This window comes from Dyadobacter sp. CY351 (assembly GCF_021502625.1).
GTDB classification, from domain to species: Bacteria; Bacteroidota; Bacteroidia; order Cytophagales; family Spirosomataceae; genus Dyadobacter; species Dyadobacter chenhuakuii.
This window is the reverse complement of record NZ_JAKFFU010000003.1, coordinates 680,959-706,451: the sequence shown is the minus strand read 5'-3', so window position 1 is coordinate 706,451 and position 25,493 is coordinate 680,959. Positions and strand designations below refer to the sequence as shown.

18 protein-coding genes are annotated in these 25,493 nt (G+C 47.2%); 14 read left to right on the top strand and 4 right to left on the bottom strand.

The window, feature by feature from the left end; genetic code table 11:
• Nucleotides 1–22: 22 nt before the first annotated feature.
• Nucleotides 23–2,719, top strand: coding sequence for a PQQ-dependent sugar dehydrogenase (locus L0660_RS08380; protein ID WP_235159078.1), 2,697 nt, complete (start codon nt 23–25; stop codon nt 2,717–2,719).
• Between the two features lie 39 nt (nt 2,720–2,758).
• On the opposite strand, the gene L0660_RS08375 is transcribed toward L0660_RS08380, so the two are convergent.
• Entirely contained in the window at nt 2,759–3,367 is a 609-nt protein-coding gene (locus L0660_RS08375) for a DedA family protein (RefSeq protein ID WP_235159077.1), read from the bottom strand.
• Nucleotides 3,368–3,506: 139 nt separating this feature from the next.
• Between L0660_RS08375 and L0660_RS08370 the strand changes: the two genes are divergently transcribed.
• The 4 genes from L0660_RS08370 (at nt 3,507) to L0660_RS26215 (ending at nt 8,551) form a co-directional block, all read left to right on the top strand.
• Nucleotides 3,507–4,859 (top strand): hypothetical protein, encoded by a 1,353-nt coding sequence (locus L0660_RS08370; protein ID WP_235159076.1) that lies wholly within the window; start codon nt 3,507–3,509, stop codon nt 4,857–4,859.
• Between the two features lie 108 nt (nt 4,860–4,967).
• A complete protein-coding gene (locus tag L0660_RS08365; RefSeq protein WP_235159075.1) occupies nt 4,968–5,522 on the top strand; it encodes a dihydrofolate reductase family protein in 555 nt (184 codons plus the stop codon).
• An 84-nt stretch (nt 5,523–5,606) separates the two neighbouring features.
• Nucleotides 5,607–6,602: a hypothetical protein gene (locus L0660_RS08360; RefSeq protein WP_235159074.1), complete on the top strand. Its 996-nt coding sequence runs from the start codon at nt 5,607–5,609 to the stop codon at nt 6,600–6,602.
• Between the two features lie 131 nt (nt 6,603–6,733).
• On the top strand, nt 6,734–8,551 hold the full coding sequence (locus L0660_RS26215) for a response regulator (protein WP_235159073.1): 1,818 nt from the start codon (nt 6,734–6,736) through the stop codon (nt 8,549–8,551).
• A 13-nt stretch (nt 8,552–8,564) separates the two neighbouring features.
• Here the strand turns inward: L0660_RS26215 and L0660_RS08350 are convergent, their stop codons facing one another.
• Nucleotides 8,565–8,936 (bottom strand): glyoxalase, encoded by a 372-nt coding sequence (locus tag L0660_RS08350; RefSeq protein WP_235159072.1) that lies wholly within the window; start codon nt 8,934–8,936, stop codon nt 8,565–8,567.
• Nucleotides 8,937–8,974: 38 nt separating this feature from the next.
• Nucleotides 8,975–11,416, bottom strand: a complete 2,442-nt coding sequence (locus tag L0660_RS08345) for a T9SS type A sorting domain-containing protein (RefSeq protein WP_235159071.1) — start codon at nt 11,414–11,416, stop codon at nt 8,975–8,977.
• 376 nt (nt 11,417–11,792) lie between these two features.
• On the opposite strand from L0660_RS08345, the gene L0660_RS08340 reads away from it, so the two are divergent.
• The 6 genes from L0660_RS08340 to L0660_RS08315 all read left to right on the top strand — a co-directional run bounded on the left by L0660_RS08340 (nt 11,793) and on the right by L0660_RS08315 (nt 18,316).
• Complete coding sequence (locus L0660_RS08340; RefSeq protein WP_235159070.1) at nt 11,793–13,727, top strand: KUP/HAK/KT family potassium transporter; 1,935 nt, start codon at nt 11,793–11,795, stop codon at nt 13,725–13,727.
• Nucleotides 13,728–13,921: 194 nt separating this feature from the next.
• Nucleotides 13,922–14,527: a hypothetical protein gene (locus tag L0660_RS08335; RefSeq protein WP_235159069.1), complete on the top strand. Its 606-nt coding sequence runs from the start codon at nt 13,922–13,924 to the stop codon at nt 14,525–14,527.
• 44 nt (nt 14,528–14,571) lie between these two features.
• Nucleotides 14,572–14,904: an outer membrane beta-barrel protein gene (locus L0660_RS08330; RefSeq protein ID WP_235159068.1), complete on the top strand. Its 333-nt coding sequence runs from the start codon at nt 14,572–14,574 to the stop codon at nt 14,902–14,904.
• Between the two features lie 102 nt (nt 14,905–15,006).
• On the top strand, nt 15,007–16,179 hold the full coding sequence (locus L0660_RS08325) for a glycosyltransferase family 1 protein (protein WP_235159067.1): 1,173 nt from the start codon (nt 15,007–15,009) through the stop codon (nt 16,177–16,179).
• Nucleotides 16,176–17,159, top strand: coding sequence for a lysylphosphatidylglycerol synthase transmembrane domain-containing protein (locus tag L0660_RS08320; RefSeq protein WP_235159066.1), 984 nt, complete (start codon nt 16,176–16,178; stop codon nt 17,157–17,159). Before L0660_RS08325 ends, L0660_RS08320 begins: the two co-directional genes overlap by 4 nt.
• 50 nt (nt 17,160–17,209) lie before the next feature.
• Complete coding sequence (locus tag L0660_RS08315; RefSeq protein ID WP_235159065.1) at nt 17,210–18,316, top strand: glycosyltransferase family 4 protein; 1,107 nt, start codon at nt 17,210–17,212, stop codon at nt 18,314–18,316.
• Here L0660_RS08315 and L0660_RS08310 read toward each other — a convergent pair.
• Nucleotides 18,295–19,290, bottom strand: a complete 996-nt coding sequence (locus tag L0660_RS08310; protein WP_235159064.1) for an endonuclease — start codon at nt 19,288–19,290, stop codon at nt 18,295–18,297. The two genes, L0660_RS08315 and L0660_RS08310, sit on opposite strands and share 22 nt — an antisense overlap.
• A 209-nt stretch (nt 19,291–19,499) precedes the next feature.
• On the opposite strand from L0660_RS08310, the gene L0660_RS08305 reads away from it, so the two are divergent.
• From L0660_RS08305 to L0660_RS08295, 3 genes are all read left to right on the top strand, one after another.
• Entirely contained in the window at nt 19,500–21,143 is a 1,644-nt protein-coding gene (locus tag L0660_RS08305) for a tetratricopeptide repeat protein (protein WP_235159063.1), read from the top strand.
• Between the two features lie 259 nt (nt 21,144–21,402).
• A complete protein-coding gene (locus L0660_RS08300) occupies nt 21,403–24,162 on the top strand; it encodes a TonB-dependent receptor (protein WP_235159062.1) in 2,760 nt (919 codons plus the stop codon).
• Between the two features lie 39 nt (nt 24,163–24,201).
• Nucleotides 24,202–25,461: a right-handed parallel beta-helix repeat-containing protein gene (locus L0660_RS08295; protein WP_233798739.1), complete on the top strand. Its 1,260-nt coding sequence runs from the start codon at nt 24,202–24,204 to the stop codon at nt 25,459–25,461.
• The last annotated feature ends 32 nt before the right edge of the window (nt 25,462–25,493 follow it).

Below are 25,493 nucleotides of genomic sequence, written 5' to 3'. Positions count from 1 at the left end.
TTACATACCTAATATGTTTCAAGTGAAAAAAATCTTGTATTTGAGCGGGCTGCTGTCGATTGGCCTGTTAAGCATTGCCTCTGTTTCCAGGAAAGAAAAACCGTTGTTCAGGGTTGTTGATGCCGGACCATCCGTTCCGGTAAATGGACCGGATTCGAGCCGGTTTACCTATACGACGGTTGTTTCGGGCTTAGACGAGCCGATGGAAATGGCCATTTTGCCTAATTATGACATTGTAGTTGCGGAAAGAAAAGGTGCTGTCCGTTACTTTGATAACAAGACCAGAGAACTCTCGACGATCTCTCAGTTTAATGTTTTCAGCGGCATTGAGGATGGTTTGCTAGGTGTAGCGGCGGACCCTGATTTTAAGAATAACAACTGGATATATTTCTACTACGGCGTAGGCGGCGATAGGCACGTCAGTCAGTTAACGCGTTTTGAACTGAAAGACCGTAAGTTGATACAGGAATCTAAAAAGGTGTTGCTGGAAGTGCCGACCCAGCGGCAGTATTGCTGTCATTCAGCCGGTTATCTCACATTCGATGCTGCTGGGCTTTTGTATTTGTCAATAGGGGATAATACCAATGCAGAAGAAATAGAAGGGCATAACCCGATCGATGAAAGGCCGGGAAGAGAACTGGCCGACGATCAGGCATCGACGGCTAACAGCAATGATTTTCGTGGAAAAATATTGCGCATCAAGCCGGAAGCAGACGGAACTTACAGTATTCCTGACGGCAATTTGTTTCCGAAAAACGGTTCACTCGGCAAGCCCGAAATTTTTGCAATGGGGGTAAGAAATCCATTCAGAATGTCGGTGGACCCTAAAACCAAGTATGTATATTGGGGAGATGTGGGCCCGGACACCGAAGTGCCGGCCAGTGAAGGGAAGCTGAGCTACGACGAGATCAATCAGGCACGCAAGCCGGGCTTTTTCGGATATCCCTATTTCCTGGGTGATAACGAGGTTTTCCCGGACTATGATTTTGAAACAAAAAAAGAAGGCCCCGGAAAAGATCCGAAACGCCCGATCAATGATTCGCCGAATAATACGGGAGTAAAAGAGCTGCCAGCCGCACAGCCTGCATTCATATGGTATGGTAAAGGTCCTTCCAAAAAGTGGCCGTTGGTGGAAAAAGGAGGAGCGAGCGCCATGGCCGGGCCGGTGTATTACAGTGATCTTTACCCCAATGCTCCATATAAATTGCCCGATTATTACAGCGGCAAGCTATTTATCTACGATTGGATCAGGAAATGGATAATGGCTGTCACAATGGATCAGGAGGGAAATTATGTAAGTATGGAGCCTTTCCTGCCTCAACTGAAAGTGGTGGCACCCATGGACATGCAGATCGCTCCGGACGGCGCCGTTTACCTGCTCGCATATGGTACCAACTGGTTTGCAAGAAACACCGATTCAGGCATCATCCGGGTTGAATATTCGGAAGGTAACCGCAATCCGGTTGCTTCTTTGAAAATTGATAAGACAATAGGAGCGGCCCCGCTTACTGTTGCGCTGTCGGCCAATGATTCGAAAGATTTTGACACCGGCGACAAGCTTTCCTATGCCTGGAAAATCGGCAGCAAAACTGTTGCGTCAAAAGAACTGAGGCACACATTCAGTAAGCCCGGAACTTACAATGTGGTATTAACCGTGTCCGACCAGAATGGCGGCAAAGGAACAGGCACGACCCAGGTCAAAGTTGGCAATACGCCGCCTGACGTGACAATAGCGACAAAGGCAAACCGCAGCTTTTATTGGGATAATTCAGCATTTGACTACCAGGTAAAAGTGAGCGATAAGGAAGACGGGAATGTTGATCAGCAGCGTGTTAAAGTAAGCTTTAATTACCTGCCCTACGGAAAAGACCTCGCCGGCGCCCTGACATCCGACGGAGAAACCGATCTCCGTTACGCCAGCACCGCTAAATTGTACGCTTCGCTAGACTGTAAGGCCTGTCACACGCCGGAAACCAAATCAATCGGGCCGGCATTAAAGGAAATCGCTAAAAGATACGCTGATAAGGAAGGTGCTGATGCGCTTCTCGCCCGCAAGATCATTACCGGCGGAAGCGGTAACTGGGGATCATACCCGATGCCGCCGCACGCGGATTTATCCGAAACGAATGCGAAGGAAATTGCTGGCTATATTTTATCAATAGGGCAGGAATCTCAAAAAACGCCCCTTTCGAATAACATGAAGCTTACGGAGCATATCGGAAAAGGAAGTGAAGGCGCTTACGTTTTACAGGCCTCATATGCAGACAAAGGTGCCAAAGGGATCGAGTCGCTCAAAACCGCCAGCCACATTGTGCTCAAAAATCCGCTGATTCAGCTGGAAGATTACCATGAAGGCAATGTGAATGTGGTGATTGCCACCAAGAACACGGGATACATTTCTTACATCTCGCATATTACGCACGGTAAGTACACCCGTTTCAACGCCATTGACCTTAATCACATTAAAAAAATCCGGTTCCGTATTCAGGAACAAGGCATTGGCGGCACAATTGAAATGCGGCGAGGCTCGAAAGACGGTTTGCTGCTGGGCAGCTTAACAGTGCCGGAAGGAAAAGTCGCTGATCCGAAAACGGATTGGAAAGAGTTAGAAATGCCCGTTAAAGCGTCTGGCGGCATTCACGATCTGTTTTTTGTTTTTAAAAATGAAAATAAAAAAGGCCCGCTCTTCCATGTAGACTGGATGTATTTCGAAAATTGATCAGTTCATGGCAATTATTTCCGGATACCTGGGATAGGTTCACTTGCGCCTCTTCTGAACCCAGCTCCGGATAACTTTTACGACATAAAACAGCAGCAGTCCGGCAAAGATGATATTGAAAACTTTCCCGACCGTATCAAAAGCGCTTTGGTATTTATTGCCAAAATAATAGGCTATGAAAAAGACGAGCGACGACCAGGTGAGCGTGCCGATGAAGGTGTAGATCAGGAACTTTGTAAGTTTCATTTTGACGAGCCCTGCCGGAATGGAAATGAAGGTTCGGAACGTCGGCACCATTCTTCCCCAGAAAACAGCCGCAGTAGAGTGCCTGTCGAAAAACCGAAGCGCTTTTTGATACGATTCGTCCGAAAGACCGATCCACATGCCATTTCGGCTAACCCACTTTTCCAAACGGTCATGCCCCACTTTATTCCCAACCCAATACCAGAACCCCGCTCCCGCCAGTGAGCCTGATGTAGCGGAAAGAACGGCAAAGAACGGATTCATTTCACCCTGGGCTGCCGTTATACCGCTGATAGACAGGATAATTTCCGACGGCAAAGGCGGGAAAACATTTTCCAGGAGCATGAGAAGAAAAATGGCAATGTAACTGGCTTGATCAATAAATTTCTCAATCAGGGAAGTCATAAGGGAAAGCGTGCAATGTTAAATGGAAGTCAGACGCTTTAATTTATCCATTTTAAATACAAAACCCTTAATTAATTGTATTTAAAGTATAAAATAAGTTACTTAGGATTACTTTGTTACTAGCAGCGATCCCTTCCGAATGAAGCAAACATTTTACTTTCTTTTTGTATTAATCACCTTTCTGTCAGGCTGTAAAAAGGGCAACGATCTTGTGGAGAATCCGCCGGTGCCCGAACCCGAGCCAACGGGAGCATTGACCGCAGCCGAATTCCTGAAAGACTTTGATGTTGTGGGAGCCAAGACCATAAGTTTTGATACGGCTACTAACAGTTATCTGGTAGATTTGCCAGATGGGTATGATAATAAGAAGGCCGAAGTTCGTTTGGAGCTGAAATCGAGCACTGCTTTGGAGGACAGTTTGGGTAAGTTAAGTTCAGAGAATGTGATTCTTTATGCCTATCAGGGGACGGGACCTCTGGTATTTCAGCTACGGCGCAAAGCAGGCAATAGAAGATTATCCATTCAAGTTTATTTCAGGTTTTCAGGAGCGCCCCAAATAGAGCTCCTGGATAAGGAGGTCCAGGTTTATCCGTCCTATATAAAGTTTAACTTACGCTATCTTAAAAACGTGGGCAGCATCCCTTCGGCTCCGGGCAAACCTGGTGCTTTGGTTAAAATATTTAATACAAAAACCAGGCAGACCATAACAACGAGCTTTAATGATCAGGGCGGAATGCTGTACGATAATTTGAGCAAGGACTTGATAACAGGAGATTTAACGAATGTTGAGATCATGCTTCAAGGACAAAAACCAGTGGTCTTCGAGGGCGTGAAGTTTATCAAGGGAAAAGCTGTGGTTTACCCAAGCACGAGTTACAAATACCAAGTCCTTTATAAGGATACGATCAAAGTGTATGGTGACAACTTTGTGCCCGGACAGCAATATTCTGTGCGGTTTTCCAATGATTTCCTGGATAAACCGCTAACCGCGGCGGCGCGGATCGTGGATGGTAATTTTTTATCTGTTGATAAAATCCCTTCCAGTCTGCCCGAAGGATCATATTTGCTGTCATTTTATGAAGCAGAAAGGCTCATAGGAAATGCCAGCTATCATGTGTCTTTCCATGAAACCAACGCCATCGAATCCATCTGGAAAGGCAATATTTATCTTGCTACCATGCGCAGTCTGGACCCTGTATCTGTGGGTAGGGGTGAGTCTTTCTTCGTCAAAGCCTCGCCCGTCACATATGGCTATTTCGATTCTCAGATCACTGTCGATATGCTCCCTCGTTTACGTCTCAGATCCGGTGAAAAAATCGTGGAGCTTGATCCTGAACTCATCATCTTTACCTGGTCGATAGCAGGGTTGAAAATTGGTGTCGGCAAATACACAATTCCAGCAAATCTTCCCGCTGGCAGCTACGATGCACATGGCCTGTTTGTAAATAATAGCGAATCAAAGCCCTACTGGTCAAAAATACAGGTGAAGTAAACTTGTCTCAAATACCCCCTCAATATGTTTGAAATGACCACAGTTACAGGATCTTTGGTTTAGTAATTTTGCTGCTGTTCAATCTTTACTAACCAAATCTACTTAGGTATGAGAAAGATAATCGCCGCTATCAATATGACGCTGGATGGTTTTTGCGACCATACGGCGGTTTCCCCGGATGAAGCAGTGCACGATCATTATGGAGAGCTTCTGAAAAGCGCCGGTGTTGCATTGTACGGGCGGAAAACTTATCTGCTGATGGAATTCTGGAAGGACCTGGCGGAACATCCGAGCGGGGAAAAATCGATGGATGATTTTGCATTGCAAATGGATGCGATCCCCAAAGTTGTATTTTCCAGAACATTGCAGCATGTGGATTGGAAAAGCGCAAAAGTCGCTGCCCGCGATCTGGAAACCGAAGCGCTGGCGCTCCGGGAGGAAGACGGCCGCGATATTCTGGTTGGCAGCCGCAGCCTGATCATCGGCTTGCTGAACCTAGGCCTCGTAGACGAATTCCAGCTGATGGTCCACCCGGTTGTTGCACGAAAAGGGCTGCCTCTTTTTGAAGAACTGGCCGACGGGGTTATTTTAAAATTGACAAAAACCCAGACATTTGCCAGCGGTGCGATATTGCTTTACTACGCTCCGTCGAAGGAACCATAGTGAGATTAAGTAAAATAAGTTTTTGTCCGGTTACAACCTTTCGGGTGTTTTTTGTACCTTTTAAAGGAACAATTAAACTTTGATATGAAAAGATATATCGCCCTGGTTTTGTTGATGCAAAGTTGCTGGCCGATCGAACCGGGCAGCAGAAAGAATGGTGAATTTTTGAATGATGTAGTTCGTCTGGACGAATTCAATTCTGAATTTGACGACTATAATTCCGATCTTCCCTATAATAAATCCGGACATACTTACCTGACATTTTCCTCTAAACGGGACAGGAAGAATGTGTTTAACCTCGTCAGTTTTCCGGCGCAGTTTACCTATGACAAACGTTTAGGTCTGGAAAAATATAATCCGGGCGGCATTCAATATGACAGTTTTGTGGACAAAGGTGCCCTTGAAGGCATGATTAATAGGGCAAATGGCAATTTCAATGTGTTCGGGCCAAAGACATTGAAATTCGGATATGACATTCAAAGTGATTATACGAAAAGAAATTTTTTCCTCTTCTACGCAGACGATTCGGAAGGGAATATGCAGATCAGATATTTTTTAAATGACGATAAAGGAATCTCAGGGCCATTCAACTTTGATATTTTAAATTCCAAAAAGGACGATGGTTATCCCAGCTTTTCATATGCAGGCGACAAGATCTATTTCAGCTCCAACCGGGATGGTAACTTCGACATTTACGAGCTAAGTATACCAAGAAAGGAAGGTGAACAGGTTACACCGGAAAGTTTGCTGCACCCTGAATCTTACAAATTGCGGAAGGTAGAAGAGCTTTCAAGCCCTGGCGATGATAAATGTCCGTATTTTCAGGATGGTATGATGGTTTTTGTGTCGGACCGCTCTGGTGGTTTTGGAGGATCTGATATTTACTATGCGAAGCTTGATGGCGAAAAATGGAGTGAGCCGGTTAATGCAGGTCAGCGAATAAATAGCGCCAACAATGAATACAGGCCCATTCTTCCAGCCCAAATGCATTTCAATTATCCCCTCATGATTTTTTCCTCCGACAGGCCTGGCGGCAAAGGCGGTTTTGATCTTTACATGTCGGGATTGACTAAGCAGTAGCAAAGCCTCACGAATGTAAAGCGTAAAGGTCAGGATGCGGGCAATATTTATTTGCGGTTCCGGTGCTTACAAAGCGGAATATGAATTGCAAATAACTACTTTGCAAAGTTTTAGATCTAGTTTTACAAACAGTGGCTGCAACTATCTTTCAGAATGTGATAAAGGGCGATCCGCATGGCTTAACGAACCTCTGGAACGAGGCATTCGAGGCCAGGGCATTGTGGGGTAACAGGATATTTTGTTTGACCTTTTTGGTTTGCTATCCATCCACGTCCATTCTTTACTACCTGAATGGCAATCCCAATTACCGGTCTATTTTTCTGATACAACTGGCTTGCAGCGGCCTGGTAGCAGGGATCATTTTCCTGCATTTCAGAGGGAAACTAAATAGTCAGCATGCTTCTTTTTACAGCCGGATCCTGCTGATTATTTTTCATTCGTTTATCCTCGCCCGTTTTCAGACTCTATATTATTACGACCTGAGTATCAACCTGACGTTGCAGCTGATATTCTCGATTTGGGTTTTGCACTGGAAGTTCAGCTATGCACTCATCAGCTCGGTTGCCACCATTCTTTTTTTCTCATTAGCGCTCTATATCAAAGGAGCGGATGTGCTGGTTCACTTTCTGAAAGAGGGCGGATTTTTCTATTTTCTGGGACAAAGTGTGTTTCCATTGGTATTGCAAATGCGCTATAACAAGCAGTATAGGGAGTTTATTTATTTCAACAGCTTACAAAGACAAAATAAGGAGCTCGAAAAGCAAAACCAGCTCGCCAGGGAGGCAATGCAGGCCAAATCCGATTTCTTGTCAACTATGAGCCACGAGATCAGGACCCCGCTGAATGGGATTGTAGGCGTTATCCACTTGATGTTGCAGGAAGATTTGCGAACGGATTTTCAGAGGGAATTGGTCGGGACGTTGAAGTTTTCGTCCGATCACCTGATGGCCGTCGTCAATGATGTTCTTGACTTCAATAAGATAAATTCCAATCATGTCAAGCTTGCCACGGAGCCGTTCGACTTGTATATTTTGCTTAAAAATCTTGAAAAGACATTCATACCCCGGGCCCAGGAGAAGGGGTTGAACCTGATCTTTGACATTGATCCAGCATTGCCTGCGCAGCTGACCGGCGACCAGGTCCGTCTCAACCAGGTTTTTACCAACCTGATTCATAATGCGGTCAAATTCACGGAGAAAGGATTTGTAAAACTGGCGGTGAAGGAGCAAAAAAGGGACGAAACCCGGATATCCTTACACTTCGAGATCAGCGATTCGGGAGTCGGCATTCCGTCGGAAGACCAGTCTTCTATTTTTGAAATATTTGTCCAAAGTAGCAGTGAAGCAAAGCGGGGTAACCGCGGAACGGGGATCGGGCTGGCGATAACGAGAGAGCTTTTACGGCTTTTCGGCAGTGAAATTAAATTAGAAAGTGAGGAGGGGCTAGGGTCGTGTTTTTCCTTTGACATTGAATTCGACTATTCCAACCAGCAACTGGTGGTGGAGAAGCCAGCGCGCGTAACGGTCGCTATTCCCGATGCCCGGATTTTGGTCGTGGATGACAATGCAGTTAATCTACTATTTGCCACCAATCTGCTCAAAAAGATCGGCTTGCAATACGATAAGGCCCAAAATGGTTGTGAAGCGGTTGAGCGGTTCAACAACCAACATTATGATCTGGTATTAATGGATCTTAAAATGCCGGTAATGAATGGTTTTGAAGCTACCCAGCTTATCCGTGCACAAGGCGCCACTACACCCATAATCGCCCTGACAGCCTCTGCGTTTACAGATGAGCGTGACAAAGCATTGTCCAACGGATTTTCCGGATATCTCGCGAAGCCTTATGTTCCGGGTGACCTCTACGATATCCTGTTTACTTTTCTCAAAACGGAGGATGACAACAGTTTGCCCAAACCGCAAGCACAAGTCCTGGCTCAGGATCATTAATGCGCATTCACCGCTATTTTTTATCAAAGAACTCCCCGAAATGCCATAACACTCCGGACGGATCGTGGACAAAACACTCGCGGCCCCAATGCTCGACACGAATAGGTGTGAGCCGCACGCCGCTGTATTTTGCCGGAAGATCGAGTGCAACAAGCTCGTCCCACGTGCTTTGCACATTTTTTACTTCCATGAATATCATTGTGTTGTCGATCCAATCCCGGACAAACGCGTCCTGCAGATAAAAGCCAACATTGTCTGTTTTGAAAAGAGACATATCCGGTGAGATCACCACTTCTTCAAAGCCCATATCGCGATAGAAATTTCGGGATATTTCAAAGTCTTTGCTCCCTATAAAGGGCCTTATGGATAATGACGATTGTTTCATATTTGTGAGTTTTCAGATCCCTCGCTGTCCGGCAAGATTTAACGGGTTAGTTTAATGAATTTTTTCACTTCTTTCGTTCCTGAGCCGTTGGAAACCTGGATCGTGTAAAGTCCGTCGGGCAGAGCCGAAGTTTCAAACTGATAAGGCTTCCCTGAGAAGTTAACATCTCTCGAAAAGAGCATTTTACCTGCCGCGTTGAAGACTCGTAGGTTTCCCTCAGGTGTATCCTTGCTTGCCGCTACTGTTAGCTGCTCTGCAACCGGGTTCGGGTAAACCGAGAATCCATTCGCCTGGTTAAATGTAACATTACGGATCATACTAAGCGCAAAAGTTCCGTCCTGATCTACCATGCTCAGGCGATATAAATTTACGCCACTTGAAGGATTAAGATGGGGGAACTCATATTTTTTAACCTCAAAGCTTTCCTTGCTAGCCTGCACTCTGCCAATTATTTCCCAGGACTTGCCGCTGTTAAGGCTGTGTTGTATTTCAAAATAGCTGCTGTTCACTTCACTGCTGGTCGACCAACGGATTTGCACAGCATTTTCCTTTTTCTCTGCCTTGAACTCAACCAGCGTAACCGGCAGGCTCGCGCAATCGGTCTCAATTTCTTCCTGTGAGTCGCATCCGGTGTTATTTCCGTAGATGGTAACAACGTCCGGACTGCTGGTTTTCAGGTAAGCACATATGCCGGCTACCGCGCAGGTGCCCAGGCTTACGTTGTCGGTAATGGTGAGCATTTGTTGCAGCAAAGTGAGATTGTTCAAATCGCTTAAACTTTCAAGTGCTGGGTTGGAATCCAGCAAAAGATGTCCACCTATCGTTGTTAAATTATTTAACCCTTTGAGTGAAGTCATGCCATTGTTACCTATAATGCTTAACACATCGGTTACGGAGCCTAAGGTTTCAAGCCCCGAAAGGTCCGTCAGTGCCTCATTTTCGGAGATAACAACATTATTTACACTTTGGAACTTGCCAATGCCGGCCAGACTTGTTAATGATGGATTTTGACCAATCCATAATGTAGAATACGGCCCGATAGATTCCAGGTTGTCTAAGCCCGACAAGGACGCCAGTGAACTGTTATTTATGATCAGTAAGCTGCTGTTCATCCTTGTAAAAGCCGAAAGGTTACTGATATCAGTCAGATTGGCGTTACCAGACAGTATAAAACCAGGCTCATCCGGAACGATCCCGTCAACTGTGGTGAGGCCGTCCAAACCTCTCAAACTGGTTAATCCATTATTGTCTAAAATCAGAAGCTGCCCGTCAATTGTGGTAACATTTTCCAGTCCTTGCAGGTCTGTCAGCGCGTTGTTGGTAATAATCTGCAGCATTGTCAATGAAGTAAGTTGGGACAACGCCTGAATGTTGGTTAATGCGCTATTATTGGCAATGATTAAAGAACCAATGTCAGTAAGCCCGGCAAGCCCGGTCAAGCTCGTCAGGGCGTCGTTATCCACAATGGCCAGGAATTCCGACACGGCAGTTATACCATCCAGACCGGACAGATCAGTAATTAAATCATTGTCTTCGATGATAACCAGGTTGGCGCTGGACAATGCCAGATCGCTTAAAGTCGTGAGTGCAGCGTTTTGGTAAATGTATAGCGTCCCGACAGATGTAAGGTTGTGCAATCCGTTCAGATCCGTTAATAACGGCATTTCGCTGATGCTAAGCTCGCCCCCGATCGTTGTTACATTTGAAAGCTGCTGGAGAGTTCCAATGGACGCGTTGTCACTGATGATCAGGTCGCCGCCGTATGTTGTTAAATGATCTATACCGGCCAGGCTGGTAAGTAAGGGATTGGAAATTATTGAGATATCATCCTTAATAGCGGCGATGCCTGAAAGGGCCTGAATGCTCGCCAATGCCTCATTGTTCAATATATTAAGTTCGTCGCCGAGGTTTACTATATTCTGCAATCCTTGCAAATCAGTAAGCAGCGGGTTGTCTTCTACGTACATGTCGTCGCCCACGGACGTCAGGGTAAGGCTGCTCAGCGTGGTTAAGGACGCATTATCATAAATATCGAGATCATTGCCCACAGCCGTAACGTTTTGCAAGCCAAGCAATGTTGGCAGGGCACCATTTCCCGACACCAGCAATTTCCCCGGCACATCTGTAATCCCTGAAAGGCCTGTTATATCTGTCAGCAACGGGTTCTCAGAAATTTCAAGGTCGTTTCCGATTGCTGTAATGTTCTGAAGACCGTTCAGAGTGGCTAATCCCTCGACAGTCTGGATGTAAATTCCTCCGCCCACACCGGTAATGACGGCCAATGGAGAGAGGTCAGTAATGTCAGGAGTGAGGGCCTGGCCGATAATGGACAGATTCTGCGGCAATGTAACGCATCCGGGATGATCGGTGGGAAAGGAGTTGACTTCATCCTGTGTAGTAAGAACAACATCACCCGCAGGGCACTGGGCAAATGAGGCAAAAGGCAGCAAAAACGCAACGAAGCAGTAAAGTTTTTTCATGAAAAAGGGTTGAGTATAATTGAATTACGAAAAGTACAGCTAATATTATGTATTCCATATTAAAGTTTCGGAGACATTGCTGTACATCACCGTCTTAACCGTCATTGCCTCTCATTCTTAGCAGCGGGCACCGCCTTTGAGGGATTCGCCGGGATGGGCGCGCGGCGTGAGCGTAATCATTGTCCCTTGCGAATGTTCTCCTGGTACGAAGAATCCCGAAGCACAAATGGTTGCCTGGTGGAATCGATTGTACTAAAAATTTTTCGAAGAATCGTAATCCTGCAAAGCATGATGAATGCGAAATATCCTAATATTGTCAAATTTATATGCCCTGATAAAGGCGAGGTCTGTGTGATTGCAGTAATTAACAACAAGAATGAGTTTAAAACATAGTGACAAGGCATCTGCAGCAGGTCTGCTGGTCGCGTTAGGGATTATTTTTGGAGATATCGGAACCTCCCCATTGTATGCCATGCAGGCCATTATCGGCGGTGAGGCCATTGCATTGGATGTTGTTTACGGCTCGGTGTCCTGCATTTTCTGGACATTGACATTGCAAACCACTGTAAAGTATGTGATTCTGATCCTGAGGGCCGATAACAATGGTGAAGGCGGCATATTAGCCCTTTACGCCCTGGTACGGAAAAATGCAAAATGGCTCACTATTCCAGCCATAATCGGGGCCAGTACTTTGCTGGCAGATGGGATTATCACGCCGCCCATCTCGGTTTCGTCGGCCGTGGAAGGTCTTCGCATTCTGTATCCGCATATTCAGACCATTCCGATTGTCATCGGGATTCTCACATTGTTGTTCATCATTCAGGTTTTTGGGACCACAATTGTAGGGCGGGCATTTGGGCCGGTGATGCTTGTCTGGTTTTTAATGCTGCTCGTCCTCGGGCTTTCGCAGGTGCTTTACCACCCCGAAATTTTCAAAGCATTCAACCCTTATTATGCTTATCAGCTTTTGGCGAACCATCCGGGAGGTTTCTGGCTGTTGGGGTCCGTTTTCCTTTGTACGACCGGAGCCGAAGCATTATATTCTGATCTCGGACATTGTGGCCGGGGCAACATCAGGATCAGCTGGATCTACGTTAAAACTTGCCTGGTTATCAACTATTTCGGGCAAGGTGCGTGGCTGGCGATGCACGTTGGAGAGACATTGAATGGACGAAAGCCATTTTATGAGATCATGCCCGACTGGTGGTTGTTGCCAGGGATTTGCGTCGCTACGATGGCCACCATTATAGCCAGCCAGGCGCTCATCAGCGGCTCGTTCACCTTGGTTTCGGAAGCCATCCGGCTAAATCTATGGCCCAAAGTCCGCCTGATTTATCCAAGTGATCAGAAAGGACAGCTTTATGTGCCGAGTGTAAACTGGCTTTTGTGGGCGGGATGCATTGGTATCGTATTGTATTTCAAAGAATCATCGCATATGGAAGCGGCATATGGGCTTGCCATCACGCTCACCATGATCATGACTACTTTGCTATTTTCGTACTATCTTTTTGTACATAAAATAGCAAAGCTCTGGGTAGGCGCATTCATGGTTGTTTACCTGGCTATCGAAGGCTCGTTCCTTGCCGCCAATCTTTTGAAGTTCCCGCATGGCGGCTGGGTTTCCCTGGTACTGGCAATCGTCATCGCAGACCTGATGGCCATGTGGCTGCGGGCGAATGTGATTAAACTCAGACTGACAGAATTCGTGGATCTGGACAAATATATCCCTGCGCTCAAAGAGCTTAGCAATGACATCAGTGTTCCCAAGTATGCCACGCATCTGGTGTTTATGTCCAATGCGGCTGCGGACGACCAGATCGAAAACAAAATCATTTATTCAATATTTCAAAAGCGGCCTAAACGGGCGGATATCTATTGGTTTGTGCACGTGGAGACGACCGACGAACCGTACACCATGGATTACCACGTTAATGTGAGGGCCGAGGATGATGTGATCAAAATCAATTTTATTCTGGGTTTCCGGGTCGAGCAGCGCATTAATATGTTCTTGCGCGATGTGGTGCAAGATATGGTGCGCAATAACGAGGTCGACATTACCAGCCGGTATGAGTCACTCAACCGCCAGAATGTGACGGGTGACTTCCGTTTTGTGGTTCTTGAACGTTACTTGTCTGTTGAAAATGATCTTCCATGGCATGAAGAGTTTGTTATGAAGTTTTATTTCGCCATCAAGAGCATTACCAATTCAGAAGCCCAGTGGTTTGGTCTCGACAACAGTTCGGTGAAAGTGGAAAAGGTGCCGCTGGTTATCAGTTCTTCCAGCCAGATCAGAATGAGACGGGTATATTAGATTAGCGCAAAGATTTCTTCAATCATGGAAGTGCCGATTAAAAATAAGCTGAACGGGAGTGAGCTTTTCAGGATTAAGAGAATGAAGGGTATTTCTTGAATATACCAGAAATCGGCGCGAATGTACAAAGTCTACCGCCGGTGTAGAGTTAATTTTGCTCGTCCGCAAAACCACGGAAGTGCCTTTAACTCACCATGAAAGTTTTTGCTTTTACCTTACTGATTTTACTCACTTCGATTGCCTGTATACAGGCGCAAACCATCTCCGGCAGCGTAGCCGACCGGCAGACCAAACAACCATTGGCATATTGCTCAGTGGCACTTTTCAAAAGCCCGGACTCGACATTGGTAACCGGCTTGCTAACCTCTGAAAATGGCGCTTTTAAGTTCGAAAATGTTACACCGTTTTCGGCCAATGTGCAGGGAGGCCTTCCGGCCATTTACCGTTATGATAACCTGCACAATCCGCTCCGTTTTGGCGGCGATGTCACATTCAATGCGCGTTCCGAAAAATGGGATGTCAGTTTGAGCGGGAATTATCTCCGGAACGATATCGCAGGGCAGCGAACCGGCGATGTAAATACAACAATCGGCCAGGTATTCACCTCGTTTCCATCGGATGGGGAGCGGAGTTTTATCCGCTACAATTACACTGCAAGGGGCTCAGTATCATTTACGCCTCGTTCGAGCGATGCATTTTCGGTAGGTTTTTATACAGGGTTTCGTTCCCAGTCGAGGCGTGCCGATATCGTTTATAATAACACAAAAACGGACCTGCAAACGGGTGATGTGATCATATAATCAGCGTATCAAGAATGTGGTTAATAGGGTCAACAGTGTCTATAATGATACGATCCTCAACCGCATTTACACCAATGCTGGCCTGGCAACGTCCTGGGGACTTGAAGCAGGCAGCACATCGGACATTGCCCAACTTATCCGCCAGAAAAACCTTCCTGAAAGGCAAGCTGGCCGCAACATTACAATGGCAGAATGTCGATCTTGGCCTCCTGGGCTCAAACCGGCAACGGATCACCACATTTGGGAAAGATTTTTTTACAACAACCAACTACATTCAGGAGACAGATATCTTTCTTTTAAACCTGAGCTATAACCTCAACCAAACCTCCAAAAAAGGCAAGCTGCCAGCCAGCGAATTTGGAGAAAAGGAGTTCTGACCAGGCACCTCAATGCGTTGGCTTTTTGCACGATTTCATATTTAACATTAGGGTCATATTCGGGCGCTGCGGATGGGTTATTTTCGTTGCTTTGAAGCGCCCATGAAAAAAATTAAAGTTGTATTTTTTGCAGAAATCCTGATTCCCGACTTTGATGGCGCGTCGCGGACTATGTTCCAGCTGCTGGACAGGATTGATGCCAGTCGCTTCGATTTTTTGTTCGTATGCGGGAGCGGGCCGGACCGGATCAACCAGTTCGAGTGCATTAAAACGCGCTCATTCAGCATCCCGCTGAACCCCAAATACAAGCTGGCCATCCCGTCCTTGACGGCTGACGAAATCACAATACAGCTGGAAAACTTCAACCCGGACGTGGTACACATTGCCACGCCGTCAATCCTCGGACATTTTGCACTCGCATACGCCAAAGAGCGGCAACTGCCTGTCATCAGCATTTATCACACGCACTTCCCGAGCTACATGGCTTACTATTTCAGTTATGTTCCATTTTTGGTCAAACCCGTGGCAGATCGGCTTACCACAATCCAGAACAGGTTTTACGACGCCTGCGACCGTGTGTATGTTCCGTCTGTAAGCCTGGCCGATGAGCTGGTATCCACCGGAATGTCTGCCATGAATCTCAGGATCTGGCAGCGTGGCATTGATACGGCGCTATTTTCACCGCACAAAAAAGATCCGCGGTATTTAGAACGGCTTACCAACAATTCGCTTCCTACGATCCTGTTTGCGAGCCGGCTGGTTTGGGAAAAAAATCTGGAAACATTGATTGCTGTCTATGCGCTTTTGAAAGCCCAGGGCTTTGCCTGCAATTGGATCATTGCAGGAGATGGTACGGCGGCAAAAGATTGCATGCGAAAAATGCCGGACGCGATTTTCGTCGGAAAACAGGACCATGACGCATTAGCAGTGCTTTACGCATCGGCCTCTGTTTTTATCTTTCCGTCCATATCCGAAACATTTGGTAATGTCGTGCTGGAAGCGATGGCGTCGGGTTTGGTGCCCGTTATCGCAGACGGCGGTGGCAGTAAAGATATAGTCGAAGATGGCATAAACGGTTTCAAATGCGACCCGGATGATGCCCATGCATATGCTGAAAAGATCCGTCGGGTCATTCAAAACCCAACATTGCAGCAGCGTATGTCTGCCAATGCGGTAGATCATAGCAAAGCGTTCAACTGGACAACACTGGCTAAGACCTATTTTGATGACCTGCATGAGCTGGCAACCTCATTTACGAAAAACCTGAAAGTTTGAAATTACATCCGCTTCTCATAAAAATCCTTAAAGCGCTGCTTCTGGTGAGTATGCTGGTGTTGCTCTGGCAATATCTGAAAGTCATCGACCCGCATCAGGTGCAGGCAGCTCTGGCAAAAGTGGGAGCGGGTTTTGGCTGGGTCTTACTCAGCACCTCAGTGGCTTATGCGCTGGGGACATTGGGCTGGTGGTATTGCCTCGGCAACGCGAAAGGATCCATCCCGAAAACCGATCTTTTCATGATCCGGCACGTTTGTGAAACCGTCGGCCTGTTCAACCCTGCAAGCTTTGCGGGAGGCGATATGCTCAAAATTGTGCTACTAAGGCCTTACCCGGTGAGCGAAACCAAAGTTTTAACATCCGTAGTCATTTCCCGGTTGTTGATGGTTGCAAGCCAGATATGCCTTCTGATTTTAGCATTAGTATGGTTCTCGCTTAAAAACCCATTACCGATGGCCGCGTGGTTACCATATAAATCTGTCCTGCTGGTGCTTATCATCTGCCTGCTGCTGGTTTTTATTTTGTATAAAATTTATGGTTTTAATTTAAATGCTGACAAAAATCCAAAGTTGGCACGCATAAAATCCCGGCTCGCCAACCTACGCGCAGAGCTGGCTGATTTTTATCATTCATATCCCAGGCAACTCGCATTTGCATTTGTCCTGTTCACGCTGCATTGGGTAGTCGGTTCGCTGGAATTTTATATTGTGTTAAAGCTCTTCGGCTACAATGTCACGATCGCCGACAGCCTTTTGCTGGATATGGGCGTTATCTTGGTCAAAGCAGCCGGTGCTTTTGTGCCTGGGCAGGTGGGGGTGGAAGAATTTGGTAATAAGATCATGTTGTCACTGTTGGGAATCAGCAGCATTCCGCTGTGGCTTTCCGTTTCTGCTTTGCGCAGGGCTCGTCAGCTGTTCTGGATCCTGGTAGGGGCCATTTTCTATTCGTTTTTTATATACAAAAAGCGCCTCTACTCCTGACTATGGAAATTCTGTTTGTCAGCCACAAATTCCCCCCAGCGGTTGGCGGAATGGAAAAACAAAGTTTCGAGCTGGTCACCGGGATGGAAGGTTACTGCCGTGTCCACCGCCTTGTATATGAAGGAAAAGGGAGCCGGTTTATGTTCTTCCTAACGCTGCGGCGCAATATTCTGCGAATCTGCAAAGCGCACTCCGGGATCACCGTTATCCACTTCAATGATGCCCTTCTGGCAACATGCTGCCTGCATCACAAAGGTTACGAGCATCTGAAACGCACAGTAACATTGCACGGACTCGATGTCGTATTTCCAAGTGAAATATACAGAAAGCGCGTCCTCCCGAAATTCAACCGGTTCGACCTTTTCATCGCAGTAAGCCGGGCCACCGCAAATCAGGCAATTGCATTGGGAATTGATCCTCGTAAGATCATCGTTATCCATAATGGTGTGGATGAAGAGCGCGGAGAGGCAATTCAGCATTCAAAAACCAGTCAGCAAGTGCTGGAACGATATGCCATTCCCGCAAATAGGCATTTGCTGGTTGCGGTGGGCAGGGCGGTGAAGCGCAAGGGTTTCTCCTGGTTTATCATGGAAGTCGTTCCCAGGCTGGATCCCCGCTTTTTTGTGTTACTCATCGGTCCTTTTGATAACCGTCCGGGCTTTTTTGAACGCATATTATCGCTCGTTCCCGGCAAGCTGCGGGAACAGATCATGCTTTTCCTGGGCTTCGGGTCCGATGCGGCAATAATCAGGTCTCTGCTGAACAACCCTGACTTCACGACATCCGTAAAGCATCTGGGCCGCCTGCCTTCCGGGGATAAAAAAGTGATACTACAAGCGTCGGAAGCATTTATTATGCCGAATATCCACATCAATGGTGATATGGAAGGTTTCGGGTTGGTGTGCATTGAAGCAGCGCTCGCGGGAGCACTGGTCTTTGCAGCGGACATGGACGGCATTCCCGATGCCATCCAGGAGGGTAAAAATGGCTTTTTGCTTCCAAGTCAGGATGCAAATACCTGGGCAACAAAGCTCAATGAAATCCTCACGGATAGCGGAAAGTTCGAGGGGAAAAGGCAAGCTTTCCGGGAGTTTACAGCCGCAAATTACAGTTGGGATAAAATGGTTAGAGCGTATTACAGCGCTTTTGCCAAATGATCGGAACCATATTTTACACCGGTTTTGACTTGCCACGAGAATTGTGCGCTTACGGGATGGTGGTCGGATAGGGGCAGGCCTTCTTCATTATTGAAATCATTGTTCAAAAAAGAATAGCTGGTCGCCCGGAGTTCTAACGTTTCGCTGCTGCGGAAAAATATTTTGTCAATCGTTTCACTGCTGTCGCTCAGGTTCAGGATGTTGGCCAAGGGGATTACTTTGGATGCATCCGGCATTTTCCCGCTGTTCTTATGTGTGATCCACGCATCTTGCAGGTCGTTTTCCTTTGTCAGGATCTGAATGTTGTCATAGAAAAAACCATAACGTCCGTTTAAGTCACCCATCAGAACAACCGCATTACCAGCCGAATGTTCGCGGATAAATTTTGAAAGCTGTTTGATATTTTCACGACGTGCCGCAGCGGCAGGCTGCGTATTGTAAGCATTGGAATGAGCATTATAAAAATCAATGAAAACATTCAGCGCTACTTGTATCCTGGTGTAGGAAAATCCCTTGGGAGTCAGGCAATCGGCCCCGGTGCAGTCATCCCAGTTCACGCGGACAACATTGCTCAAAGGGAATTTCGACAACGTGTTCAGGCCATCGCCAAACGGGACAGCCCCTTTGGTTTCGGTACGGTAGTTGTGGACATCATCGCCGTCATACAATTGGGTATGATAATTAAAATCTTCCTGAACATGCACAATGTCAAAAGCCTGTAATTTCTTGCCAATGGCTTCAATGCTGGAAGCCCTGGGCGTTTTTGCGCTGGAAATGATCGCTGGCAGACCGGCAATGTTGTAGCTTATGGCTGAGAACTGTCCCCTGGTTTCATTTTTCATGAAACTGTTCTTTCCCATCTGCAAGTCAATCACGGTCGACCCGTTGGTGCGTTCGGTGCTGTTGCATGTTAATACAAGCACGAAAAGTCCCCACACGCTCAAAAATCTTTTGTTTCTGCAATTAGCTGGCATCGTCATTGAATTAGTTGATGCCAAATTACACTTGCAGTATGACCTCAATGAAGAGCAGGTGTTATTGAATCGTTAAATCTGTGACAAGCAGAAAAACAAATTGTATTTTTGAAAAAATGTTGATGGCGATCTGTAACGACTGTATGAAGGTCAAGCAAGAATTTAAAGCCGGACTAAGGCATGGATAAGCCCGAAATAGAATCTCTCAAATGAAGGTCTGGTTAGGTTGGGCGTGTTGCCTTTGTTTTATTTTTATATCCGCGTATGGTCACGCGCAATCCCGCAGTCCTTTCGCAGATGCGGAAAGCAGCCGTGAAAGGATCATCAGCGAATACACCAGGCCCGACTCACTGCTTGTTGTCACAAAAGAAAAGTATAACCAGGCGATTGCTAAAAATAATGATCTTACAGCGGCGGCTTACCTGCAGCAGATCGGCCGCATTCTTTTTCTCTCCGGTCACTATCCGCAATCGCTGGAATATCTGCTCAAAGCAGATAAAATTTACCGGGCCAAAGGCGAGAAGAAACTGCTCGCAGAAAACCTCGCTATGCTCGGCGAGCTTTACTACCGGAACAGGCAATCACCCACTGCCCGAAAGCAATATGACGAAGCGCTTGGCCATTATGAGGAACTGAAAAGCGGGGCAGGCAGGGCGGACATTTTCGGCCGGATAGGGCATTTATATGAAAAGAAGCAGGATTATGACAGTGCTTTTTACTTTCAGAACAAAGCCCTGGAAGCATATCAGCAGGAAAATATGCGGGAGGGAGTCGCCAAGATCTATGAAAACCTGGGAAGCATTTATGAAGATCAGGAACGTTATGATTCGGCTTATGCCAATTTTGACCGGGCTTACAAGATCAACCGGCAGCAGGGACATGAGCAGGCGCAGATTGAAGTGCTGAATAACCTGGGTGATGTTTTGCGCAAAACGGGCCAGTATCGGAAAGGGCTTCATTTCAGCTTTCAGGCGATGGAGCTGGCGCGCAGGAAGGATGATTTTTACCAGCTTTCGGGCGCATACAATGATATCGCAAAGGGATACAACTTCCTGAACAAAAATGACAGCGCCTTTTATTACCTGGCATTAAGCCGTGAGTATTTAACCAAAATCTATTCGCAGGAAAGCAACAAGCAGCTCGCACTGCTGCAAACGCTCTACGACATTGAGCAAAAAGATAATGAGATTGAACAACTAACACAGGCCAGAAAAGCCGATCTGATGGTCTCCGTCGCTATTGGTGTTGTGGTGGTGCTGGTTATTCTCATTGCAGGGCTGGTCATCAGCAGGCAGCGGCTCAAATTCAGGAACGAGCAAAAGCTGCATGCACAACACAAGCAATTCCTTGAAGCCCGAAACCAGCTGATGGAAGTGGATTTGCAAAACAAAAAGTTACAGGAAGAAAACCTGACACAGCAACTGGAGATCAGGACAAAGGAACTCAGCAGCTATACACTGCATGTCATCCGCAAAAACCAGCTGCTGGAAGATCTGCAAACAAAACTCGACGAGCTGGGCAAAGAAGACAAGCGCGACCAGAAAAAGCAGATCCGGCAACTCGCCGAACAGATCCGCCTTGGCCTGAGCGACGACCAGCATTGGGAAGAATTCAGGACGATATTCGAGCAGGTGCACCAGTCATTTTTCGACCGCTTGCAACAGCAATCGGACTCGCTCACCTCCAACGACCTGCGCGTGCTCGCATTGATGAAGATGAACCACACTTCCGCCGACATTGCAACACTCCTCGGCGTTTCCCAGGACAGCCTCCGCGTCATGCGGCACCGCCTGCGCAAAAAGTTGAACATCCAGCAGGGTGACAACATTTCAACCTTCATTCAGTCGATTTAGGGACTTCACATTAAGATAACATTGTGGTAACAGAATGTTAATGGTGAAGAATCCATTTGTATTTGCCTGAAAATCAGTGTCTTGTGTATTTAAAATGCGCTGTGTTTCCTTTTTGTAACGCCCGTCACGGCAGCGTTGCTTTTTTGTAACGCCGTGCATTTGGCCAGCTCTTCATTCTTTTATCACCTTCGCATTGTCATCGCCGGACATTTCATTGGCCGCGCCGACAGGATTTAAAAAGTCGAATGCGAATTGATATATGCTGATAAAGTTTTACACATCCCTGTTGCTTGCAATGCTCTCCTCGTCACTCTTGCAGGCAGGAACTGTTAAAGGAAAATTACTGGAAGCCGCAACCGGCGAACCCGCATTGGGCGTGGTGGTGATGATTGAAGGAACAGACTTTCATGATGTATCCGGCCTGGACGGATCTTTTATAATTCCAAACCTGCAAAGCGGTTCCTACCGGCTCATTGTCCGGCATATTTCCTATGCCTCAACCCAGAAGGAATTTACAATTGATGCCAATGAAGTCGTGCAGCTGAACCTGTTACTGCAAACGGCGAGCGATCACGAGCTGCACGAAATTGAGGTTTATGGAAAGAAAGACAGGACAAGCGATCAGTCGGCCAGGTCGCTGGAACGCAATGCAGGGCAAGTAATGAACATTGTCTCCGGTAAGACGATCGAGATTTCGCCGGATCTGACAGTGGCCAATGTGATCCAGCGGATTTCAGGGGTTGCCATTGAGCGCAACAGCAATGGTGACGGCCAGCATGCGATCCTGAGAGGCATGGATAAACGTTACAATTATACACTGGTAAACGGGGTGAAAATCCCGAGCCCGGATAACAAATACCGTTATGTGCCGCTGGACATTTTCCCGTCGGATCTGCTGGACAGACTGGAAGTGTACAAAGCATTGACGCCATCGATGGAGGGTGATGCCGTAGGCGGGGCCATTAATATGGTCATGAAAGATGCGCCAGACCATTTCACTGTTTCCGGCACCATTTCCACGGGTTACAATGAGCTTTTTCTGAGACGTAATTTTATGGGTTACGATTTCAAAAACATTCAATCCAAATCTCCTTACGAGCGGGGTGGAAACCAGTATAATGCCACGCCACAGGATTTTACAAAAGCTCCGGTTGATTATTCTTCCAAATCCCCGCTTCCGAATCTGCTCGGCAGCCTGGCTATCGGAAACCGTTTTTTGAATAATAAGCTGGGGGTTTTGCTGGCGGGCAGCTATCAGAATACATTCCGCGGAAGCAACAGCCTTTTCTTTAATTCCGAAAGTGTGGATACGCTTCGTGGCGAAACGCTTACTAATATGAGCGAGCGGCAATATTCGGAGCAGCAAACGCGCTATGGCCTGCATTCCAAGATGGATTACCGCATTAATGACAAACACAAGATCCAGTTTTACAATGCATGGATGAGCCTTACCAATGTGCAGGTCCGGGATGTGAAATCGACGCAGCTGACCATTGGCGGTTACGATCCTGTGCTGGGCAATGCAACACTCGGTTATACCACGCGATCGAGGCTGACCAGGCAACAGATTTTGAACAGTACACTGCAAGGCAAGCATCAGCTTACAGGCCGTATTGCCGTGCAATGGTCGGCGGTTTATTCCAAGGCAACCAATGAAGTGCCCGATAATGCCAATGTGCCTTTGCTGGGAATTCGAGAGAATTTTATTGAAAAACGGACGACAGCAGGAGACGCCACGAGGCGGTGGGAACACAACACGGATCGCGACTGGTCAGGATATCTGAATTTCACTTACGCATGGCCCGTAGGCAATGTCCGGACCGAATGGTCGGCCGGCGGACTATATCGTGATAAAGCCAGAAGCAATTTTTACAACAATTACCAACTGCGCCCATCGCGCCCATTTGACCAGTTCGGAACCGATTTTACGGATTACACGCAGATCGGATGGGTTGTACAAAACCCGAGAGGGTCCGTTGCGTCCGCATTGAACTATGATGCAAGCGAGCAGATCAAGGCGGGTTATCTTCAATTTAAAGCAGGCACGGAGACACTGGAAGTGCTGGGCGGCGTCAGGGTGGAAGCAACGGACCAGGGTTATAAGATGCTTTTCCCGATCGGGGAGGAACGCCCGGAAGGCAAGCAGGTTTACACGGACGTGTTGCCGAGCATTCATTTTAAATACAAAACCCGGCAAAATGTAAATCTCAGGGCATCCTATTTCAGGTCGCTCAACCGCCCCGGCTATTTCGAAATCGTTCCATACCGCATTGTGCAGGAAGAATATCAGGAACGCGGAAATGCAGATCTGAAAAGGGCAATAGCCGACAACATTGACCTGCGTTACGAGCTTTTTCCAAAGCCTGCGGAGCAACTGATGGTTGGGTTGTTTTACAAACACATCAAAGACCCGATTGAATACACTCTGCAACGCGATGCAAACCGGGGCCAGGACATTTACTATGCGCCCGGAAACTTTGGAAATGCAACCAATTACGGTCTGGAAGTGGATTATATCAAATATTTCAGGCTCATAGGCATCAAGGCGAACTACACTTATACGCATTCACAGATCACCACCCCGAAATCGAAACGCATCAGGGATGCCAAAGGCGATCTGGCAACGATCAGCGTAGACCAGACCCGCCCGCTCTATGGCCAGTCGGCGCATGTAGGAAATGTGTCGGTGCTGTTAAAGGATGCCGATCGCGGCATTGATGCGCAACTCGCAGGCTCGTATACGGGTGACCGTATCAATACAGTGGCGCAGTTTCTGGACAATGATCTCTGGCAAAAGGGCTTCGTACAATTGGATGCTTCTCTGGAAAAAACCTTCAAAAACGGTTTAGGAATATTTATCAAAGCCAATAATCTGCTTAATACACCTATGGAAGTGTATATGAAAACGCGGAGTCCGAAGAATGAAGGTGCGCCGGGCCAGGACCTGGGCGAGGGTACATTAATCAGAAGGGATTTTTACCAACGATCCTATTTGCTGGGAGCAAGAATCAAATTTTAAACAATTCATACAAAACAAAAAAACATGTACACGTTGAAAATGAAAAACACAATTCTGGCAGCGGGTTTAGCCATTTTCGCGCTGGCCAGCTGCAGTGATGATGATACGGAGCCGACGCCCGTTGTTCCGCCGGTTGTTGAAGAATCGGTTTCGGGCGAAGTTTCCGGTGTCTGGACCAAGGGCGGCACATATAAAATAACCGGTCACATTCAGGTCCCTGCAGGTAAGTCGCTGACCATTGAGGAAGGCGTCACGGTGTTGTTCAGCGACTCGGTTGTGAAACCGGAAGTAGTTGTGCTGGGTAACCTGTATAGCCTGGGTACGGCGGCGGCGCCCGTCAAATTTACGGTTCCCGATGCCTGGAAAACGCCGGGTAACCAATTCGGAAATCTTTGGGGCGGACTGGTTGCCGGACCCAACACGACCGAGCTGGTCCTGAGTAACACAATTCTCGAATACGGCGGTGCGGTAACGACAGAAGAGTCTCCATCCGTAAAAGCAGGACTTTACAAAGCCGAAGCTGGCGAGCACGTTCCGGTCGCTTATTTTATGAATATCAATGGTAAATTCATTGTTGTCAACAGCACGATCCGCAATTTCAACGAGGACGGATTTTACATTGAAGGCGGAAAAGTGATCATTGCCAATAACATGTTCTATACCACGGGCGTATCGGGCGGTGATGCGATCAATATCAAGTCCGGGGTGCAGGCAGATGTTGCTTTCAATGTCGTGTATAGTCCTAATACCAATGCATTGAAACTTTCAAACTCTGGTGAGCGCACGCCGCAGGCTTATGTTGTGGGCTATAACAACACGATTGTGAATGCAGGCTGGAGAAGGCCTACCACCAAAGGCGGGTCGATCTGGGTGGAATCGGGTGTTCGGGCGGATTTGTACAATAACCTGCTTGCCAACGACCGCTACGGCATCAAACGCGACGCGGGCGATCCGGAAGATGCGCGTTCGGTAATTGCCAACACATTCTACTACGGTGCAGACCAGACTACAACCAATCAGTTTCAGCCGTCGGCCGAGATCGTGAAGGGAGCGAATGACCTTATCTCCGCAAAAGCTGGTGAGAATGATCCTAAGTTTGTGAACTATCCACTGACCACAGCCATGAACAATGCGGCGTTCAACACGCAGTGGGACTTTCATTTGCAGGCAGGTTCGCCTGCATTGGGCAAAGGAAAAACGGATTTCACCCGCTTGTACGCGGAGGGGCTGCTTGTGAACGGTGTTACTTACAAATCTCCCGCGCCAGCGAGCTTCGCAGGTGCATTTGGAACAAAATAATTTCAAACCCTCCCGGTGTGCACATGGCAGCA

Excerpts from the sequence above, each read along its gene's own strand:
- L0660_RS08350 (WP_235159072.1), bottom strand. The coding sequence starts at position 8,936 with ATGAAACAATCGTCATTATCCATAAGGCCCTTTATAGGGAGCAAAGAC.
- L0660_RS08375 (WP_235159077.1), bottom strand. The coding sequence starts at position 3,367 with ATGACTTCCCTGATTGAGAAATTTATTGATCAAGCCAGTTACATTGCC.
- L0660_RS08295 (WP_233798739.1), top strand. The coding sequence starts at position 24,202 with ATGAAAAACACAATTCTGGCAGCGGGTTTAGCCATTTTCGCGCTGGCC.
- L0660_RS08330 (WP_235159068.1), top strand. The coding sequence starts at position 14,572 with ATGATACGATCCTCAACCGCATTTACACCAATGCTGGCCTGGCAACGT.
- L0660_RS08305 (WP_235159063.1), top strand. The coding sequence starts at position 19,500 with ATGAAGGTCTGGTTAGGTTGGGCGTGTTGCCTTTGTTTTATTTTTATA.
- L0660_RS08340 (WP_235159070.1), top strand. The coding sequence starts at position 11,793 with ATGAGTTTAAAACATAGTGACAAGGCATCTGCAGCAGGTCTGCTGGTC.
- L0660_RS08300 (WP_235159062.1), top strand. The coding sequence starts at position 21,403 with ATGCTGATAAAGTTTTACACATCCCTGTTGCTTGCAATGCTCTCCTCG.
- L0660_RS08315 (WP_235159065.1), top strand. The coding sequence starts at position 17,210 with ATGGAAAAACAAAGTTTCGAGCTGGTCACCGGGATGGAAGGTTACTGC.
- L0660_RS08310 (WP_235159064.1), bottom strand. The coding sequence starts at position 19,290 with ATGCCAGCTAATTGCAGAAACAAAAGATTTTTGAGCGTGTGGGGACTT.
- L0660_RS08370 (WP_235159076.1), top strand. The coding sequence starts at position 3,507 with ATGAAGCAAACATTTTACTTTCTTTTTGTATTAATCACCTTTCTGTCA.
- L0660_RS08365 (WP_235159075.1), top strand. The coding sequence starts at position 4,968 with ATGAGAAAGATAATCGCCGCTATCAATATGACGCTGGATGGTTTTTGC.
- L0660_RS08345 (WP_235159071.1), bottom strand. The coding sequence starts at position 11,416 with ATGAAAAAACTTTACTGCTTCGTTGCGTTTTTGCTGCCTTTTGCCTCA.
- L0660_RS08360 (WP_235159074.1), top strand. The coding sequence starts at position 5,607 with ATGAAAAGATATATCGCCCTGGTTTTGTTGATGCAAAGTTGCTGGCCG.
- L0660_RS08325 (WP_235159067.1), top strand. The coding sequence starts at position 15,007 with ATGAAAAAAATTAAAGTTGTATTTTTTGCAGAAATCCTGATTCCCGAC.
- L0660_RS08335 (WP_235159069.1), top strand. The coding sequence starts at position 13,922 with ATGAAAGTTTTTGCTTTTACCTTACTGATTTTACTCACTTCGATTGCC.